An 18,377-nucleotide genomic window follows, 5' to 3' on the forward strand; every position below is an offset into this window, starting at 1 on the left:
GGGGCCGCGTGCAACGATTTGCGCCCTACCCCGCCTCAGGGCTCGCAGGGCCAGACCGCGGGTCCCTGGGGCATCAGCGGGTGCTGGATCTGCACGCCGGGCGCAAGGCCCATGGGTGCCGCCATGCCGCCGTTGATCTCGAGCACAGCCAGCACGTTCGGCCCGCCATCGATGGCGGTCTCGTCCAGCGGGATCGCGTTGGAGTGCACGCGGGTCACGGTGCCGGTCCGGTCGATGAAGATCATGTCGAGCGGGATCAGCGTGTTGCGCATCCAGAAACTGGCCTGGCGCGGAAACGGGTAGAGAAACAGCATCCCCGCCCCGCGTGGCAAGCTTTCGCGATGCATGAGGCCCTGCGCGCGTTCGGCGGCGTCATCGGCGATCTCGACCCGGAACAGGGCCTCGCCGAAATCGCCCCGCAGGCGCAGCGTGTCCTCGCGGCAGGCCGCCGCGGCGGCGCTGCCCAGCGTCAGAAGGAACAGAAGGATCAGTCGTCCGACGACCGCAGCGCCGCTTCCCAGGCGCAGACCTCGGTGGCCATCCGGCCACGCTTGCCGTCCACGACCCGCAGACCCAGTGCCTCGCCCGGCTGCAGGTCGGCAAGACCCGACTGCCGCAGCACCTCGATGTGAATGAACACGTCCTCCGGTCGCCCGAAGATGTTGGCAAAGCCGAAGCCCTTGACCTTGTCGAACCATTTCACCCTCGCCGGCTCAAGTGTGGCGGCGGCGAGCACCTCCGGATCCATGTCCTGGAAATCCGCGAGCACGGCATTTCCGGCACCTTCCGGCGGTTCGATCTCAAGCACTTCCAGCGCCTGCACGCCGCGCGCGGTCGACTGTATCATCACGCGAATGCGGGCACCATCGGCGACCGAGCTTTGTCCGAAATTGCGCAACACATTGGCGTGAAGGAGGATGTCCGCACCTCCTTCATCGGCCACGACAAAGCCAAACCCTCGCGTTGGGTCGAACCATTTTACCTGGCCCGCGACTTCGCGCGCGCCATCATTCCCCTCAGGCAAGGTTTTACCCCGTCCGGTTAAGTTTTTTCCCCAGAACGTTACTGCGCCATGGCACGTCGGGATGCAAGTTGAATAAAATTCGAAATAACAACCATATGCAGTTCACGTTGCGTGAAATGCAGTTGGTTTCACCGCTTCACGCTGCGTGAGTTCACGGGCTGAGCCGGGCGATCTGCCAGGTTTCCTCTGGGGAATTACGGCGCCAGCGGAAGCGATCATGCAGCCGATGCGCGCCGTCCGCCCAGAACTCGATCTCGACCGGTGTCAGCCGGTAACCGCCCCAAAACGGGGGACGTTTCGGGTTCGGACCATGGGCCAGGGTGACCTTTCCGACCTCGGCCATCAGCGCGCCGCGCGAGCTGAGCGGCTGCGACTGATGCGAGGCCCAGGCCCCCAGCCGCGACTTGAGCGAGCGCGAGGCATAATAGGCATCGGCCTGCGCGCTGTCCTCGCGGGTGATGGTCCCGCGCACCCGGATCTGCCGGCGCAGCGACTTGTGGTGCATCACGAACGCCGCCTTGCCGGCGCCGTCCAGCTCCTGCGCCTTCACACTGGTGTAGTTGGTGTAAAAGACGAAAGCAGCTGCCTCGATCTCTTTCAGCAGGACCATGCGGACGTTCGGCAATCCGTCCGCATCCACCGTCGAAAGGGCGATGGCGTTCGGGTCGTTGACTTCCGTCCCCTCCGCCTCGGCCAGCCAGGCGCGCGCGATGGCAAAGGGGTCCTCGCCTGCAAAGATACCGCTTCTGTCGGACATGTGGTGCTCCTGCCTTGATGCGCGTCAAGCAATCGCCTAAAGCATCGATCACGTCAAATAGGGTGAGGTTCCGGCATGTCGAACGGGCTGATGGCAGGAAAACGCGGGCTGATCATGGGCCTGGCGAATGACAAGTCGATTGCCTGGGGCATAGCGCGCGCCCTGGCCGACGCGGGGGCCGAGTTGGCCTTTTCCTACCAGGGGGAGGCGCTGAAGAAACGCGTCGATCCGCTGGCTGCGCAGCTGGGCTCGGACATCGTCCTGCCCTGCGACGTGAGCGACGGCGCCTCGATCGACGCGCTGTTCGACGGGCTGAAGGAGCGCTGGGACTCGCTGGATTTCGTCGTCCACGCCATCGGCTTCTCGGACAAGACCGAGCTGCGGGGCCGCTATGTCGACACCAGCCGCGACAATTTCGCGATGACCATGGATATTTCCGTGTTCTCCTTCACCGCCGTGGTGAAGCGGGCGGAAAAGATGATGCCGAACGGCGGTTCGCTGCTGACGCTCACCTATTACGGGGCCGAGCGGGTGATGCCGCATTACAACGTGATGGGCGTCGCCAAGGCCGCGCTCGAGGCATCGGTGCGCTACCTGGCCGAGGATCTGGGCAAGGACCGCATCCGCGTGAATTCGATTTCCGCGGGGCCGATCAAGACGCTGGCCGCGTCGGGCATCGGTGATTTCCGCTACATCATGAAGTGGAACGAATACAACTCGCCCCTGCGCCGCAACGTGACCATCGAGGACGTGGGCAATTCGGCGCTGTATCTGCTGAGCGATCTTGGCGCCGGCGTGACCGGCGAGACGCACCATGTCGATGCCGGCTACCACGTGGTGGGCATGAAGGCGGTGGACGCGCCCGACATCTCGAAGGGCTGAGCGCCCAACGATTGAACGCCGTTCACGCCCCGGCCGACCCGCCGGGGCGTGTTTCGTTTGACGAAGGCCCTGCCCCTGCGCTGAATGATCGGAACAGATCGGAGCGCGCCATGGACTGGACCCATATCCTTGCCTTCAACCTCACGCTGCTCGCAGCCATGGCCTCGCCCGGGCCGGCGCTGCTGTTCCTGGTCCGCCAGGCGATCGCGGGCGGGTTCCGGCGCGGCTTTGCCACCGGCGCCGGGCTGGGGCTGGTTGCGGCCGGATGGACAGGCGCGGCGCTGCTGGGGCTCGACATCGTTTTCCGCCTCTTCCCTGCCGCTTTCGTGGTGATGAAGGTGGCAGGGGCGCTCTACCTCATCCGCATTGCCTGGATGATGTGGCGCGACGCGCGCCAGCCGGTGGGCGCGGGGCGCGACAGTTCCCGGACCGCGTTTCGCGACGGGATGCTGGTGAACCTGTCGAACCCCAAGTCCGTGCTTTTTGCGGCCTCGGTGCTGGTTGTTATCTTTCCGGCCGGTCTAAGTCTTGCCGACAAGTCCCTGATCGTGTTCAATCATTTCCTGGTCGAGGTCGCAGTCTACTGCGGGTTCGCTGCCCTGCTGGCCGCCCCGGCCGCGCGGGCGGGCTATCTCAGGGCCAAGGTCGGCCTCGACCGCGTCGCGGCGCTGGTGCTGGGCGCACTGGGCCTGCGGCTGCTTTGGGGACGTTAAGGCGCGCTTGCCCAAAAGGGCCTGTCCGGCTTATAGCCCTGCCCAACCGAGGATCAGGAGAGCGCCATGGACAACCGCCTGCCGCATGAAAAGGGTTTTCACGTCAGCTGGGACCAGCTGCACCGCGACGCACGGGCGCTGGCCTGGCGGCTGGACGGGCAAGGCCCCGAAGACGGCGGCTGGAAGGCCGTGGTCGCGATCACCCGCGGCGGCATGGCCCCGGCGATGATCGTCGCGCGGGAGCTCGACATCCGCACCGTGGACACGATCAGCGTGAAATCCTACCACTCGGGCGGTGGCAAGGCCGATGAGCGGCGCGAGGCCGAGGTGCTGAAGTCCCCCGATGCCGAGATGATGGGCGACGGGACCGGCATCCTGATCGTCGATGACTTGGTCGACACCGGCAAGACGCTGGAACTTGTGCGCTCGCTCTACCCCAAGGCCCATGTCGCGACTGTGTACGCCAAGCCGCAGGGGCGCCCGATGGTGCATACCTTCATCACCGAGGTGAGCCAGGACACCTGGATCTTCTTCCCCTGGGACATGGCCCTGCAATACGTGGAGCCCTATCGCGGCAAGGACTGAGCCGGGCATGAGGCGCGACCGCCTGCTCGAGCTGTTCTTCACCCTCAGCCTGCTGGGCAAGGGGGCGCTTGGGCTCACGCAGCTCATCGGCGCGCTGGGGCTCTGGCTGGCGCCCGCCAGCGGATTGCCGCGCCTCATCGACTGGCTGACCGCGAACGAACTGGCGCAGGATCCGGGCGACATGGTGGCGACCCATCTGCGCGACTGGGCCGCCGCGCTCAGCCTGCAGGCCGAGCATTTCTACATCATCTACCTGCTGGGCCATGGGGCGCTGAACTTCGGTGTCGTGCTGGCGCTGCTGCTGCGGCTGCCGGGGGCCTTCACCGGCTCGCTGGTGGTGCTCATCGGCTTCGTCGCCTACCAGGCGGTGACTTACGTTCAGACCCATGATCCGGCGCTGGTCGTGATGACTGCCATCGACGTGGTGGTCATCGCGCTGGTGCTGATGGAGCATCGCACCAAGCGCTCCCGCGATCCAGCATGACCAATCCGGCGCGGGGTCGTCCTGCCCTGCACATTTCCTGCATGGACATGGCCGCGATTTCCGTTACGCATCGGCCCGCAATGAGTCACCTGCCCCGAAAACCCCGCGGCCGTCCGCGCTCAAAGGCTGCCCGCGACAGGGCGCTGGCCGTCGCGCGCGAGATCATCGAGACCGAGGGCGTCGCCCGCCTGACGGTCGAGGGCGTGGCCGCCCGCGCCGGGATCGGCAAGCCCACGATCTATCGCACCTGGGCCAATGCGCAGGAGCTGGCCATGGCCGCGCTGATCGCACAGGTGCCGGGGCCGGATGCGCTGTGGTCCTCGGATATTCTCGACGTGTTGCGGCGGCAGCTGACCGGGTTGTGTGAGGCCTTCTCCAGCCCGCTTGGCCGTCAGATGGCGCAGGTGCTGGCGGGGGCCGACCCCGAGAGCGCGCTGGGCCGCGCCTTTCGCAAGCGGGTCGTCATGGCCGCGCGGGACGAGGGGCGCGGGCTGATCCTGGCCGCCGTGCAGGAGGGGCTGATCTCGGCCCCTGCCGACACCGATGTGCTGCTCGACATGATCTACGGGCCGCTGTTCTACCGGCTGCTTGTCGGCCATGCGCCGCTGGACGATGCACTGGTCGGCGGCATCGTCGACATGCTGCTCAGGGCGCATCCGCCGGCGCCCAAACCGGCAAAGCGCAAGCGCTAGGCCCGCGCCCTCTGGTCATTCCCCGCGCCGCGCGGCAGGGTACGCGCAATAGCCACGGAGCCCCTCATGACCAGCCGCACCGAACAGACCTTCACCGCCCCCGTGGTCGAGGCGTTTCGCTGGCTGGCCGAGACCCCGCGCCCCGAGGGCCTGCCGCTCATCAACGTCAGCCAGGCCGCCCCTGCCGCGCCGCCGCCCGAGCCGCTGCGCGCACACATGGCGCAGCTGGTGATGGATGTGCCCGCCGTGCATCTTTACGGCCCCGACCTTGGCCTGCCCGCGCTGCGCCAGGCCATCGCCGCGCGGTTCTCGCGCGATTACGGCGGGCAGATCGGGGCGGACCAGGTCGCCGTGACGGCCGGCTGCAACCAGGCCTTTTGCGCCGCCATTGCCGCGATCACGGACCAGGGCGACGAGGTGATCCTGCCGACGCCCTGGTACTTCAATCACAAGATGTGGCTCGACATGGCGGGCATCACCACCCTGCCCCTGCCCACCGGCGACAGCCTGCTGCCGGACCCCGAGGCGGCGGCGGCTCTGATCACGCCCCGTACCCGCGCCATCGTGCTGGTGACGCCGAACAATCCCGGCGGCGTGGAATATCCCCCAAAGCTGGTCGCCGCCTTCCGCGACCTCGCCCGCGCGCGCGGGCTGAAGCTCATTATCGACGAGACTTACCGCGATTTCGACGCGCGTAGCGGCGCGGCGCATGACCTCTTCACCGATCCGGACTGGGCCGACACGGTGATCCAGCTCTATTCGTTTTCAAAGGCGTACCGGCTGACTGGCCACCGCACCGGCTGTCTTGTGGCGCATCAGGACCTGCTGCCCGAGGTCGAGAAATTCATGGACACGGTCGCGATCTGCGCCCCGCAGCTGGGCCAGCACGCCGCCGTCTGGGGGATGGAAAACCTTGACCAATGGCTCGCCGGTGAGCGGGACGAGATCCTCGCCCGCCGCGCCGCGCTGGCCGAGGCCTTCACGGCGTTGGAGCCGCTGGGCTGGAAGCTCAAGGGTCTCGGCGCCTATTTCGCCTATGTCGAACATCCCTTCGCCCTGCCCTCGGATGCGCTTTGCAAGGCGATGCTTGAGACGGCGGCGATCCTCGCCCTGCCCGCCACCTTCTTCATGCCCGAGGGCGATGCAGAGGCAGACCGCCACCTGCGCCTGGCCTTTGCCAATGTCGAGGCCGGGACGCTCAAGGAATTGTGCACCCGCCTTGCGGCCCTTGGCTTTGACCGCAGAGCCGATTAGAGAAGGCCGACCCCGCGCGGGAGGGTGCGGGACCAACAAGGCAGGACGGGCATGGCACGCAAGGGCAACTCGGTTTCCAAGACCATCGTGTGGGTTCTCATGGGCCTCCTCTTCGTGGGGCTCGCGGGCTTCGGCGCGGTGAATTTCTCGGGCTCGGTGCGGCAGGTCGGCCAGGTCGGCGACAAGCCGATCAGCACCGACGCCTATGTGCGCGCGCTGCAGCAGGAGCTGCGCGCGCTGCAGGCCCAGACCGGGCAGCCGATCAGCCTGGCGCAGGCGCGGGCTTTCGGGCTTGACCGTCAGGTGCTGGGCCAACTGGTGACCACGCGGGCGCTGGATTGGGAAGCGAGCCAGTTGGGCCTGTCCATCGGCGACGAGAACCTGCGCCGCCAGCTGGTCGGGATCCAGGCCTTCCAGGGAATTGACGGCACCTTCGACCGCGAAGCCTACCGCTTTGCCATCCAGAACTCCGGCATGTCCGAGGCGGAGTTCGAAGCCCAGCTGCGCGAGGAAGCCGCCCGGACCATCCTTCAGGCCGCCGTGCTGTCGGGCACGCCGATGCCGGACGCCTATGGCGATGCGCTGATAGATTACATCGGCGCGCGGCGCAGCTTTTCCTGGGTCCGCGTGACCGGCGAAGAGATCGAGGCCGAGATCCCCGCACCCAGCGAGACGCAAATCCAGGCCTATTACGACGACAACATCGCCGACTTCACCGCGCCCGAGATCCGCCGCATCACCTATGCCTGGCTGACGCCCGAGATGATGCTGGATACCGTCGAAGTGCCCGAGGACGCGATCCAGGACGCCTATGATGCCCGCGCCGAACAGTACAACCAGCCCGAACGCCGGCTGGTCGAGCGTCTGACCTTCGGCGACGAGGCGCGCGCCAATGACGCCGCCGCCCAGCTTGAGGTCGGGGGCACCACCTTCGAGACGCTGGTCGAGGACCGCGGCCTGGCGCTCGCCGACGTGGACATGGGCGACATGTCCCGGGCCGAGCTTGGCGCTGCCGGCGAGGCGGTCTTTGAAGCCCAGGTGGGCGACGTGGTCGGGCCGTTCCAGTCGGACCTTGGCCCCGCGTTTTTCCGGGTGAACGGTGTTCTTCCGGCGCAGGAGATCGCGCTCGAGGACGTGCGGGACGAGCTGCGCGACGAGATCGCCCGCGACCGCGCCCGCCGCCTGATCGAGACCCGGGGCGAGGACATCGCCGACCTGCTGGCCGGCGGCGCCACGCTCGAGGATCTCGTGACCGAGACCGACATGCAGTTGGGCCAAATTGACTGGTTCGACGGCGCCCAGGGCGACATCGCCGGCTATGTCGAATTCCAGGAGGTCGCCGCGACCGTCACCATGGAGGATTTCCCCGACGTGGCCGAGCTGTCGGACGGCGGGCTCTTTGCCCTGCGCCTCGACGAGGTGGTGGACCCGGCCCCGCGCCCGCTGGACGAGGTCCGCGCCGACGTGATCGCCGCCTGGACCGAGGATGCGCTGGCCGAGGCCGTCGTCGCCCGCGCCGAGGAGATCGCCGCCGCGCTTGGCGAAGGCCGGACCTTCGAGGCGCTGGAGCTTGAGCCGACCGCCGAGTCGGGCCTGATCCGCAGCGATTTCGTGGCCGGGACCCGGGCGGGCTTCATGGAGCAGGTCTTTGCGATGGAGGTGGGCGCGGTCGACGTCATCGCCGATGGGGACAGCGCCATCGTCGTCCAGCTCGAGGCCGAGTTGCCGCCCGATCCGGGCAACACCGACCTCACCGAGGCCCGCGCCCAGCTGGTCGAACGCGCCGCGCAGGGCGTCGCCCAGGACCTCTACCAGGCCTATTCCGCCGACATCCAGCGCCGCGCCGGCATCTCGCTGGACCAGGCCGCGCTGAACGCCGTCAACTCTTCCTTGCAGTAAGCGACCCCATGGCACTGACTCCCGAGTTTTCCGATTTCGAGGCCGCCTATTCCGCCGGCCGCAACCAGGTCGTCTACACGCGCCTTGCCGCCGATCTCGACACGCCGGTGTCGCTGATGCTCAAGCTGACGGGCGCCGGCAAGGATGCCTTCGTCCTCGAGTCGGTGACCGGCGGCGAGGTGCGGGGGCGGTATTCGATCATCGGGATGAAGCCAGACGTCATCTGGCAATGTCATGGGGAAGAGAGCCGGATCAACCGCATGGCCCGGTTCGATCCCGACAGCTGGACGCCGCTGGACGGCAACCCGCTGGCGACCCTGCGCGCGCTGATCGACGAAAGCCGGATCGATCTGCCCGAGGACCTGCCGCAGGCCTCTGCGGGCCTTTTCGGCTATCTCGGCTACGACACGATCCGGCTGGTCGAGCATCTGCCGAATTGCCCGCCCGACCCGTTGGGCCTGCCCGACGGCATCATGATGCGCCCTTCGGTCGTGGCGGTTCTGGACGGGGTCAAGGGCGAGGTGACGGTGGTCTCTCCGGCTTGGGTCAGCGATGGCCAATCGGCCCGCGCCGCCTATGCCCAGGCGGCCGAGCGCGTCATGGACGCCGTGCGCGACCTCGAACGCGCCGTGCCCGAGGCCGGGCGCGACCTGGGCGAGGCTGTCGAGGTGGGCGAGCCGGTCTCGAACTTCACCCGCGAGAGCTACAAGGCGGCGGTCGAGAAGGCCAAGGACTACATCCGCGCCGGTGACATCTTCCAGGTGGTGCCGTCGCAGCGCTGGACGCAGGATTTCCCGCATCCGCCCTTCGCGCTCTATCGGTCGCTGCGGCGCACCAACCCCTCGCCCTTCATGTTCTATTTCAACTTCGGCGGCTTCCAGGTGGTCGGCGCCAGCCCCGAGATCCTGGTGCGGGTCTTCGGTAAGGAGGTGACGATCCGCCCCATCGCCGGAACGCGGCCACGCGGGGCGACTCCGGCCGAGGATGCCGCGCTGGAAGCGGACCTGTTGGCCGACCAGAAGGAGCTGGCCGAGCACCTGATGCTGCTGGACCTCGGCCGCAACGACGTGGGCCGGGTGGCCAAGATCGGCACCGTGCACCCGACCGAGAAATTCGTGGTCGAGCGCTATTCCCACGTCATGCATATTGTGTCCAACGTGGTGGGAGAACTGGCCGAGGGGCAGGATGCCCTGTCCGCCTATTACGCGGGGATGCCGGCCGGGACGGTGTCGGGCGCGCCCAAGGTCCGCGCGATGGAGATCATCGACGAGCTGGAGCCGGAGAAGCGTGGCGTCTACGGCGGCGGCTGCGGCTATATCAGCGCGGGGGGCGACATGGACATGTGCATCGCGCTGCGCACGGCGCTGGTGAAGGATCGCAAACTTTATATCCAGGCCGGCGGCGGCGTGGTCTATGACAGCGACCCCGAGGCCGAGTACATGGAGACCGTGCACAAGTCGAACGCCATCCGGCGCGCGGCGGCCGATGCGGCGCGGTTCATCAAGACCGGGAACTGAGCGCGTTCGAGTGATTTCGGATCGCAAGCGATCCGCCCGGCGGGGGCCGGGGCTGGCGCCCCGGCCCCCGGTTTTGGTGCGGTCCTGGCTTTTTGGGCCCGGCGGGGCGCCTGTGGTGCCTGCGGGAGCGAGGGGCCAGCCCCTCGCGCTCCCCGAGGTATTTGGAAAACGATGAAGTCATGGGCGGGTTTGGAGGGGTCGCTTTGCTCTCCGGCGGCTGTGCACGTGGGATGGGCGGGACCGAGGGTCTGGCCACGCGGGCGCCCCAGGGTCCTTGGGGACCAACAAGACCGGGCGGGATTCACCTTTCGGTAGGGTTGGGGGTCTAGGCTGGCGTCGGACGCGATGGGAGCCTTGCGATGATGCAGCGATGGATCCGGGCCTGGGTGATGGGTCTTGCACTGCTGCTGGGCAGCGGGGCGCTTGCCCAGGGGCGCGAGACCATGACGCGGGAGCAGTGCGACTTCGTCGCGATCCTCGGGCTGATGTCACAGGACCTGCGGGCCATCGGGTCGACCACCGATCCGCAGGTGCAGGCCGCGCATCGCCAGATTCTGCGGCACTGGATGGGCATGGTCGGGCCGAGCGACGTGCTGACCGCGCGGGGCGCGCCGGCGCTGCGGCTCCATGCCGACGACATCGGCGTCTTTCTTGCTGCCGTGTCGCGTTACCTGCGGGACGGCGGGGCGATCATGCAGGTGACCGGACTTGCACGGATGGAGCATATGGTCGAAGGCCTGGGCTGTCCGGTGCCGCAATCCGCGCGGGTCCAGGCGCTGATCGCGCAGCGGCCGGGGCCGGCGGACTGGCTGTCGCGCCTTTTGAATGCCTTTGCGAAACCCGAGATGCTGATCGCCTCCGAGACGATCTACGGCTCGCGCTGGCACCAGGCGATGTTCCTGTTCGGCATGTCTCTCTTTGCTGCGGCCTCGGGTGTCATGATCCATCGGAACCAGCGGCAGCGCCGGATGGAGATGCGGCACCCCTGCCATATCCCCTCGCGGGTCCGGCAAGGGCGGGACGAGACGGAGATCACCATCAAGGACCTGTCCTGCATGGGGGCCAAGCTGACCCGGCCGGACCGGGTGATCGGGCCCTCGCGGCTTTGGGTGCAGGTCGAAGGGGTCTGGCTGTCGACGCGGATCGCCTGGCGCAATGCCCATTTCATCGGGGTGGCGTTCGATCATCCGTTGAACATGGCGCAGGTGAAGCTGGCGCTTGGCAATGCGCCCCCCTACGAGCCTCCGCCGCACCTGCGCGCGCCGCTGCGCAACGAGGCGCGCAAGACCGAAGAGGCGGTCGACAAGGGGCCGGTGTTCCATTCGGCCCGGGTCAAGCGCAAGGCCGCGGCGTCGCTGCCGCGCGCGCCGTTGTGATCCTCTCGGGATATGGCGTCGTGCTGGTTGCGCCAGGGCGACGTGTTGGGGGTCGCGATGGCTGAGCTCACCTTTTGGGAGCTGGATCAAGGGGGGCTGCCTTGGGCCCATGTAGAGAGGGAGCTTGGAACCGGGTCAGGCACAGGCGATCCGGCAAATCTTGGCAGCCGACCACGAACCCGTTGCCTCCGCAGCGGGTGGCGCCGATGGGCTTGGGTCGGGTCTCAGCCTTGCAGCTCCGATCCATGTCATGCCAGCCGGGTGGTGGACCGGCCGGGCTTGCGGGAATGTGTCCTGGCACGTGCGGCGGTCGCGTTGCCGCTGATGCCGGTGCGGTAACGTGGCCGCGAAGGCCGCTAGCGGCTCTCGTCCTGGGTCAGAACCGCCGAAACCGGGACGAGGGCCACGCGCGATGCGCGGTCCTGCAGACCCCAGAGAAGCAGCGCGGAAATGGTGTCGGCCCGCAACCGGCCCGTCGCGATCACGCCCGTATCCGCGCCGGCCTTCATCGCGGCCTGGTCCAGCTGGCGCCGGATCGCCAGGGCATCTTCCCCCCTGGCATCGAGGTCGCGGTAGACGATGTGGGCCGGAACCCCAGCCTTTTCGGCAATCGCCTCGGCGGTGTTCAGCCCTTTCGGGAACAGCACCAGCCCATGACCACTGGCCGCGAGGATGGCCGCCACCTGGTCCGAGACATCGCGCGTGCCCTGCAGCCCGTTGCCCGGCGTCTCCATCAGGGCCACGGCCTCGGGCACCGCCGAGAGATAGGTCTCGAGCGCGACCTCGGTATCCCGCGCGGTGCTGCCCTCGGGCATGCTTGCCAGGGCCATCACCTCGAAACCCTGCGCCCGGTAACCCTCCATCACGGCACGGGCGTCGGGCAGGCTGGCATCGACGGCAAAGGTCAACGGGTAGGGAAAGGCGCTAAGCGCCGCGATGCCGATCGGGCTTGACCCGTCGTCGATCAGAACGACCGACATCAGCGGCTTGCCCGGCTCGATCTCGACCGGGGCGGCGAACCTGTCGATGGCGCGGGCGGCGGTGTCCTCTGCGTCACCCTCGGCAACCGGTGCAGTGCCGACGGAAGGCAGGCGCGAGGTCTCGACCCCGGTGCCAAAGCGGCCGAGATCGCCCGCCCGCTGGCCGATGGTCGGGCCCTGATCGACCGGTTCGGCAGCTGCTTCGGGTTCTTCGGTGACGCGCGGCAGGTCCGAGACCACGGGGCCCTGTGCAGGCGCGCGGCCCGGCTGTCCGAAGCTTTCCTCGGCGATCGGTTCCGCCATCGGCAGGGCCGGATCCTCCGACTGGACGGTCGGCGCGGCATCGGTCCCGGCATCGGCAACGGGAAAGGCGGCGTCGCCCTCGGTCGCATCGGGGGCCGGCGGCTGGGCCGGGTCGGTCGAGATCGACAGGTCCTCTTCGGGCAGCGGTTGCGCGGGCTGGGCCACGCTGCTGCCGGCCAGGACAGGCGCCTCGGTCTGCACCGCGATGCCGCCGGTCTCGCCGGCGTCCGGCGCGGCCATCACGGTCTCGGCGCTTTCCACCACGGGCTGGTCGGCGCTGGCGGTATCGGCCGCGGGGGCGCGGTCTGCCCCGTCGCGCGGCGCGGCCATGCCGGGCGCGTCCGAGGCCAGCTCGGGCGCGTCACTGGGCGGCGGCGGCGCGCTGGGCGCCGTGGCAACAGGCGCCCCGGTCTCGGCAGTCTGCGTCTCCGGGGCCGGGTCAGTGACCGGGTCTTCGGCCGGGGTCTCGACCTGGGTCTCGTCCGCGGCCTCTGCGGGCGTCGGCGTTTCCGTCGGCAGCTCGACCGTGACCACGGCATCCTCGCGCTCGGGCGTCGCCTGCGGCTCGGGCGCGCGCGTCTCGGTTGCCCCTGTCTCGGGCGTGACGGCGGGCCCGGTCACCCCGGGCGGCATCGTCGTCACCGACGACACCCCCAGCACCACGCCGGATACCAACGTTCCCCAGATCACACCTGAAAGCGCGCCTCGCATGCCTGACCTCTGCAACTTCTGCCGACCGTGATCCGGCCTTGTTTCAACCCCACCGCGCCGCCGGGTCCGGGCCCTGCCCGCCCGCGACGCCCGGGCAAACCGGCGCATGGCCGCTCTGCCGTCTTTTCCTGCCTGCGCCCCTTGACGCCCCTTGGCAAGCCTGAACATGTATACCGCGACCACGGCGGCCAGAACCAGCCTGAAATCGGGCGCATCGGACCGGGACCACAACATGTTGCTACTGATCGACAATTACGACAGCTTTACCTACAACCTAGTCCATTACCTGGGCGAGCTCGGAGCCGAGATCGAGGTGCGCCGCAACGACGCGCTGGACGTGCAGGCGGCGATGGCGATGAACCCGGCCGGGATCATCCTGTCCCCCGGCCCCTGCACTCCGAACGAGGCCGGCATCTGCCTGGCGCTGACCGAAGCCGCGGCCGAAACCAGCACGCCGTTGCTGGGTGTCTGCCTGGGCCATCAGACCATCGGCCAGGCGTTCGGCGGCAACGTCGTGCGCTGCCACGAGATCGTGCATGGCAAGATGGGCCATATGCACCACGAGGGCAAAGGCGTCTTCAAGGGCCTGCCTTCGCCCTTCGAGGCGACGCGCTACCATTCGTTGGTGGTCGACCGGGCCACCCTGCCCGCGTGCCTTGAGATCACGGCCGAGCTGGAAGACGGCACCATCATGGGCCTGCAGCACCGCGATCTGCCGATCCAGGGCGTGCAGTTCCACCCCGAGAGCATCGCCTCGCAGCACGGCCACGCGATGCTGCAGAATTTCCTCGACCTGCTGAAAGTCCCTGCATGAGCGAAGAGCTGAAACCGCTGATCGGCGCCGCCGCCGATCGCGCATTGTCGCGCGCCGAGGCTGAACGTGCCTTCCAGATCCTGTTCGACGGAGAGGCGACGCCCAGCCAGATCGGCGGCCTCTTGATGGCGCTACGTACCCGGGGCGAGACGATCCACGAATATGCCGCCGCCGCCAAGGTGATGCGCGACAAGTGCCACCGGGTGACCGCGCCTGCCGGCGCCATGGACATCGTCGGCACGGGCGGTGACGGCAAGGGCACGCTGAACATCTCGACCGCGACGGCATTCGTCGTGGCGGGTGCGGGCGTGACCGTGGCCAAGCACGGCAACCGCAATCTCAGCTCGAAATCCGGCAGCGCCGATGCGCTGACCGAGATGGGCGTGCATGTCATGATCCCCGCGAACGCCGTTCAGAAGGTGCTCGACAAGGTCGGCATCTGCTTCATGATGGCGCCGATGCATCATCCGGCCATGGCTCATGTGGGCCCGACCCGGGCGGAACTCGGCACGCGGACGATCTTCAACATCCTCGGGCCGCTCACCAACCCCGCCGGGGTCAAGCGCCAGCTGACCGGGGCCTTCACCCGCGATCTCATCCGCCCCATGGCCGAGGTGCTCAAGCAGCTCGGGTCCGAACGCGCCTGGCTGGTCCATGGCTCGGACGGCACCGACGAGATGACGATCACCGGCAAGACCTGGCTGGCCGCGCTTGAGGAAGACGGCCAGATCCGCGAGGCAGAGGTGCATCCCGAGGATGCCGGCCTGCCCGTTCACCCGTTCGAGGCGATCGTCGGCGGCACCCCCGCCGAGAACGCACAAGCCTTCCGCGCGCTGCTGGACGGCGCCCCCGGTGCCTACCGCGACGCGGTGCTGCTGAACGCGGCCGGGGCGCTGGTTGTCGCCGGCACGGCGTCGGACCTCAAGGAAGGCGTGGCGCTCGCCACTCAATCCATCGACAGCGGGGCCGCGCGCGACAAGGTCGCAGCGCTTGCCGCCGCCACCGGAGACTTCAAGTGACTGCAACCGTCCTGGAAAAGATCAAGGCCTACAAGCTCGACGAAATCGCCGCCGCGAAAGAGGCCAAGCCGCTCTCGGAGCTCGAGGCAGAGGCGCAGGCCGCCAGCACCGTCCGCCCCTTTGCCGATGCGCTGATGAGGGCCAGCCGCGAGGGCTACGGCCTGATCGCCGAGGTCAAGAAAGCCAGCCCGTCCAAGGGCTTGATCCGTCCCGATTTCGACCCCGCCGCCATCGCCGCCGCCTATGCGGCCGGCGGCGCGACCTGCCTGTCGGTGCTGACCGACACGCCCAGCTTCCAGGGCGCGCCCGAGTTCCTGGGCCAGGCCCGCGCGGCCTGCGACCTGCCTGCGCTGCGCAAGGATTTCATGTACGACACCTACCAGGTCGCCGAGGCGCGCGCCTGGGGCGCCGACGCGATCCTGATCATCATGGCCTCCGTGTCCGACGCCCAGGCGCAGGAGCTCGAGGCCGCCGCGACCCAATGGGGCATGGCCACGCTGATCGAGGTTCACAACGCCGAAGAGCTGGAACGCGCCTGCCATCTGTCCTCGTCGCTGATCGGGATCAACAACCGCGACCTGCATACCTTCGAGACCACGCTGGACACCACGCGCAAGCTGGCCAAGCGGGTGCCCGAAGACCGGCTGATCATCTCGGAATCCGGCCTCAACACGCCCGAGGACCTGTCCGAGCTGGCCCTCTATGGCGCGCGCTGCTTCCTGATCGGCGAAAGCCTGATGCGCCAGGACGATGTCGAAGGCGCGACGCGCGCGCTGCTGGCGAACCCGCTGCGCCCGGGTGGCATGTGATGGCGGGCCTCACGCATTTCGACGCCAAGGGCGATGCGCATATGGTCGATGTCTCGGACAAGCCCGTGACGTCGCGCGTGGCGACGGCCGAGGGCTGGGTGAAGATGGCGCGCGAAACCTTTGACATCATTGCCGAAGGTCGCGCCAAGAAGGGTGACGTTCTGGGCGTCGCGCGACTGGCCGGCATCATGGGCGCCAAGAAGACGCCCGAGCTGATCCCGCTCTGCCACCCCTTGCCCGTCACCAAGGTCGCGGTCGATCTAGTCCCCGACCCGGACCTGCCGGGCGTGCGGATCGAGGCCACGGTCAAGACCACCGGCCAGACCGGCGTCGAGATGGAGGCGCTGACGGCCGTGTCGACCGCCGCGCTGACGGTCTACGACATGGCCAAGGCGGTGGACAAGGCCATGGAGATCGGCGGCATCCGCGTCATTCTAAAAGACGGTGGAAAATCAGGCCGCTACGAGGCGACATGAGTGCGGGCCGGTCGCTCGAGCTCTACTTCGTCGACGGCCGCCCCGACGGCATGCTCACGGCCGAGGTGTTCAACTGGACCGGGCATGTGCTGCGAATCCCGCGGACCCGGCTGGCCGACGGATTGAAGCGGCCGCAAGCCGATCAGACAGGCGTCTACATCCTGACCGGCGCGGATGATGATGGCGAAATGGCCTATGTCGGCGAGGCGGAAAACCTCGCTGGCCGCTTGAAACAGCACGCGAAATCAAAGGACTGGTGGGACGAGGCGGTCCTTGTCACAACCTCCGGCGACGCGTTGCACAAGGCCCATGTGAAATACCTCGAAGCCCGCATGGTCGAATTGGCGCTTGCCGCAGGTGCAATGCGCCTGACAAACGCCGCTGCCCCGACCCGGTCGAGTCTGAACGAGGCTGCGACGGCGAGCATGGAGAGCTTTCTGGACACGCTTCAGCTGGTTCTGCCTGCCATTCGGGTCGATATCTTCCACAGCGGTCGGCGTCCGGACACGCCGCAAACCGAAGCCGTCGTAACGTCACCTGTCTTTATGCTGTCGATGCCGCGTAGCGGCGTCGAGGCACAGGCTGCGCTTGCCGGCAGCGATTTCGTCGTCAAAGCCGGCTCAAAGGTCCGCGCCAGCTATATCGGGACACATCCCAAGAACGCGACCCCTGCAGCCCTGCATCGGGCGCTGGTCCAGCGGCAGATCATCCGTGTCACGGGCAATGAGGCCGTAATGGCCGAGGACTACGCCTTCACCAGTCCCTCCGCCGCGGCCTCCGTTGTCTGCGGCACCAGCACACCCGGCCCGCGCATTTGGAAATTGCCCGACGGCCGCAGCTATGCCGACTGGGAAGCCGAACAAATGGAAGGCGACACATGATCTCCGTCACCGAGGCCCTCGCCCATCTCTTCGACCTCGTCACACCGCTGGGCACCGAGGATATCCCGCTGATCGAGGCCCCCGGCCGCGTGCTGGCCGAACCGGCCGCGGCGCGGCGCGACCAGCCGCCCTTCTCGGCCTCGGCCATGGATGGCTACGCGGTGAACGGCGCGGCCACGCCCGGCGCCAGCTTCGACGTGATCGGCGAAAGCGCGGCGGGCCATGGCTTTGACGGAGACCTCAAGCCCGGCCAGTGCACCCGCATCTTCACCGGCGCCCCGCTGCCCGAGGGCGCGACCCGCGTGGTCATCCAGGAGGACGTGATCCGCGACGGCGACCGGATCACGCTGGGCGACAAGCTCGACCCAGGCACCCACATCCGCCCCGCCGGCGGTGACTTCCGCACCGGCGACACGCTGGACGCCCCACGCCGCCTCAGCCCCGAAGACGTGGCCCTGCTGGCCTCGATGAACATCCCGCGCGTCACTGTCACCCGCAAGCCGAGCGTGGCGCTGATCGCCACGGGGGACGAATTGGTCATGCCGGGCGAAGACCCCGGCCCCGACCAGATCATCGCCTCGAACTCCTTCGGCCTGCACGCGCTGCTCACCGCCCTGGGCGCTGCGCCGCGCCTGCTGCCCATCGCGATGGACCGGCCGCAAAGCCTCCGGACCACGTTCGATCTGGCCGCCGATGCGGACCTTTTGGTCACCATCGGCGGCGCCTCGGTCGGCGATCATGACATCGTCGCGACTGTCGCCGAAGCCCTGGGGATGGAGCGCCGCTTCTACAAGGTCGCCATGCGCCCAGGCAAACCGCTGATGGGCGGACGTCTCGGTCAGGCCGCGATGATCGGCCTGCCCGGTAACCCGGTTTCGGCCATGGTCTGCGGCCATGTCTTCGTGGCACCGGTGATCCGCAAGATGCTCGGCCTCGGCGCGCGCCCGACGGCGCGACGCACCGCGCCCCTCGCCGCCCCGGCCCCCGCCAACGGCCCGCGCGAACATTACATGCGCGCGCGCCTGACGCCCGAGGGCGTTACGATCGCCGACCGCCAGGACAGCTCGCTCCTCTCAGTGCTCTCGGCTGCCAATTGCCTGGTGGTGCGCCCGCCGAACGACCCCGCCCGCGAGGCCGGCGAGACCGTCGAGATCATCGACCTCTGACACTTCATTGTTTTCCAAATACCTTCGGGGGTGAA

General features: G+C 68.1%; 19 protein-coding genes. 15 read left to right on the top strand and 4 right to left on the bottom strand.

Features of this window, described 5'->3' with window-relative positions; genetic code table 11:
• Positions 1 to 35: 35 nt before the first annotated feature.
• The 3 genes from MF270_RS14520 to pdxH all read right to left on the bottom strand — a co-directional run bounded on the left by MF270_RS14520 (position 36) and on the right by pdxH (position 1,781).
• A complete protein-coding gene (locus tag MF270_RS14520) occupies positions 36 to 527 on the bottom strand; it encodes a DUF192 domain-containing protein (RefSeq protein WP_336246022.1) in 492 nt (163 codons plus the stop codon).
• Positions 488 to 1,024 carry a cold-shock protein gene (locus MF270_RS14525; RefSeq protein ID WP_238366620.1) on the bottom strand — a complete coding sequence of 179 codons (537 nt, stop codon included), beginning with the start codon at positions 1,022 to 1,024 and terminating at the stop codon, positions 488 to 490. Before MF270_RS14525 ends, MF270_RS14520 begins: the two co-directional genes overlap by 40 nt.
• A gap of 151 nt (positions 1,025 to 1,175) precedes the next feature.
• Complete coding sequence (pdxH, locus tag MF270_RS14530) at positions 1,176 to 1,781, bottom strand: pyridoxamine 5'-phosphate oxidase (protein ID WP_238366621.1); 606 nt, start codon at positions 1,779 to 1,781, stop codon at positions 1,176 to 1,178.
• Between the two features lie 75 nt (positions 1,782 to 1,856).
• Here pdxH and fabI point away from each other — a divergent pair, with 75 nt between their 5' ends.
• The 9 genes from fabI to MF270_RS14575 all read left to right on the top strand — a co-directional run bounded on the left by fabI (position 1,857) and on the right by MF270_RS14575 (position 11,183).
• Positions 1,857 to 2,663, top strand: a complete 807-nt coding sequence (gene fabI, locus MF270_RS14535) for an enoyl-ACP reductase FabI (protein WP_238366622.1) — start codon at positions 1,857 to 1,859, stop codon at positions 2,661 to 2,663.
• 110 nt (positions 2,664 to 2,773) lie between these two features.
• Positions 2,774 to 3,376, top strand: coding sequence for a LysE family translocator (locus MF270_RS14540; RefSeq protein ID WP_238366623.1), 603 nt, complete (start codon positions 2,774 to 2,776; stop codon positions 3,374 to 3,376).
• A gap of 66 nt (positions 3,377 to 3,442) precedes the next feature.
• On the top strand, positions 3,443 to 3,961 hold the full coding sequence (gene gpt, locus MF270_RS14545) for a xanthine phosphoribosyltransferase (protein WP_238366624.1): 519 nt from the start codon (positions 3,443 to 3,445) through the stop codon (positions 3,959 to 3,961).
• 7 nt (positions 3,962 to 3,968) lie between these two features.
• Entirely contained in the window at positions 3,969 to 4,445 is a 477-nt protein-coding gene (locus MF270_RS14550; RefSeq protein WP_238366625.1) for a DUF2127 domain-containing protein, read from the top strand.
• A gap of 80 nt (positions 4,446 to 4,525) precedes the next feature.
• Positions 4,526 to 5,137, top strand: coding sequence for a TetR/AcrR family transcriptional regulator (locus tag MF270_RS14555; RefSeq protein WP_238366626.1), 612 nt, complete (start codon positions 4,526 to 4,528; stop codon positions 5,135 to 5,137).
• Between the two features lie 66 nt (positions 5,138 to 5,203).
• A complete protein-coding gene (locus MF270_RS14560) occupies positions 5,204 to 6,391 on the top strand; it encodes an aminotransferase (protein WP_238366627.1) in 1,188 nt (395 codons plus the stop codon).
• A gap of 51 nt (positions 6,392 to 6,442) precedes the next feature.
• On the top strand, positions 6,443 to 8,290 hold the full coding sequence (locus MF270_RS14565; RefSeq protein WP_238366628.1) for a SurA N-terminal domain-containing protein: 1,848 nt from the start codon (positions 6,443 to 6,445) through the stop codon (positions 8,288 to 8,290).
• An 8-nt stretch (positions 8,291 to 8,298) separates the two neighbouring features.
• Positions 8,299 to 9,807 carry an anthranilate synthase component I gene (trpE, locus tag MF270_RS14570; RefSeq protein ID WP_238366629.1) on the top strand — a complete coding sequence of 503 codons (1,509 nt, stop codon included), beginning with the start codon at positions 8,299 to 8,301 and terminating at the stop codon, positions 9,805 to 9,807.
• Between the two features lie 359 nt (positions 9,808 to 10,166).
• On the top strand, positions 10,167 to 11,183 hold the full coding sequence (locus tag MF270_RS14575) for a PilZ domain-containing protein (RefSeq protein ID WP_238366630.1): 1,017 nt from the start codon (positions 10,167 to 10,169) through the stop codon (positions 11,181 to 11,183).
• 356 nt (positions 11,184 to 11,539) lie between these two features.
• On the opposite strand, the gene MF270_RS14580 is transcribed toward MF270_RS14575, so the two are convergent.
• Positions 11,540 to 13,177, bottom strand: a complete 1,638-nt coding sequence (locus tag MF270_RS14580; RefSeq protein ID WP_238366631.1) for a divergent polysaccharide deacetylase family protein — start codon at positions 13,175 to 13,177, stop codon at positions 11,540 to 11,542.
• A 232-nt stretch (positions 13,178 to 13,409) separates the two neighbouring features.
• On the opposite strand from MF270_RS14580, the gene MF270_RS14585 reads away from it, so the two are divergent.
• The 6 genes from MF270_RS14585 to MF270_RS14610 are packed head-to-tail and all read left to right on the top strand — an operon-like array spanning position 13,410 to position 18,342.
• Complete coding sequence (locus MF270_RS14585) at positions 13,410 to 13,991, top strand: anthranilate synthase component II (RefSeq protein ID WP_238366739.1); 582 nt, start codon at positions 13,410 to 13,412, stop codon at positions 13,989 to 13,991.
• Entirely contained in the window at positions 13,988 to 15,010 is a 1,023-nt protein-coding gene (gene trpD, locus MF270_RS14590; protein ID WP_238366632.1) for an anthranilate phosphoribosyltransferase, read from the top strand. Before MF270_RS14585 ends, trpD begins: the two co-directional genes overlap by 4 nt.
• Entirely contained in the window at positions 15,007 to 15,819 is an 813-nt protein-coding gene (trpC, locus tag MF270_RS14595) for an indole-3-glycerol phosphate synthase TrpC (RefSeq protein WP_238366633.1), read from the top strand. Before trpD ends, trpC begins: the two co-directional genes overlap by 4 nt.
• Positions 15,819 to 16,295 carry a cyclic pyranopterin monophosphate synthase MoaC gene (gene moaC, locus MF270_RS14600; protein WP_238366634.1) on the top strand — a complete coding sequence of 159 codons (477 nt, stop codon included), beginning with the start codon at positions 15,819 to 15,821 and terminating at the stop codon, positions 16,293 to 16,295. Before trpC ends, moaC begins: the two co-directional genes overlap by 1 nt.
• The gene (locus MF270_RS14605) at positions 16,292 to 17,176 is read left to right on the top strand and encodes a GIY-YIG nuclease family protein (protein ID WP_238366635.1); all 885 of its coding nucleotides are present in this window, start codon (positions 16,292 to 16,294) and stop codon (positions 17,174 to 17,176) included. Before moaC ends, MF270_RS14605 begins: the two co-directional genes overlap by 4 nt.
• Entirely contained in the window at positions 17,173 to 18,342 is a 1,170-nt protein-coding gene (locus MF270_RS14610; RefSeq protein WP_238366636.1) for a molybdopterin molybdotransferase MoeA, read from the top strand. Before MF270_RS14605 ends, MF270_RS14610 begins: the two co-directional genes overlap by 4 nt.
• Positions 18,343 to 18,377: the final 35 nt, after the last annotated feature.

Origin of the sequence: Mesobacterium pallidum (assembly GCF_019966535.1) — a bacterium.
In the GTDB taxonomy this organism is placed as follows: domain Bacteria; phylum Pseudomonadota; class Alphaproteobacteria; order Rhodobacterales; family Rhodobacteraceae; genus Mesobacterium; species Mesobacterium pallidum.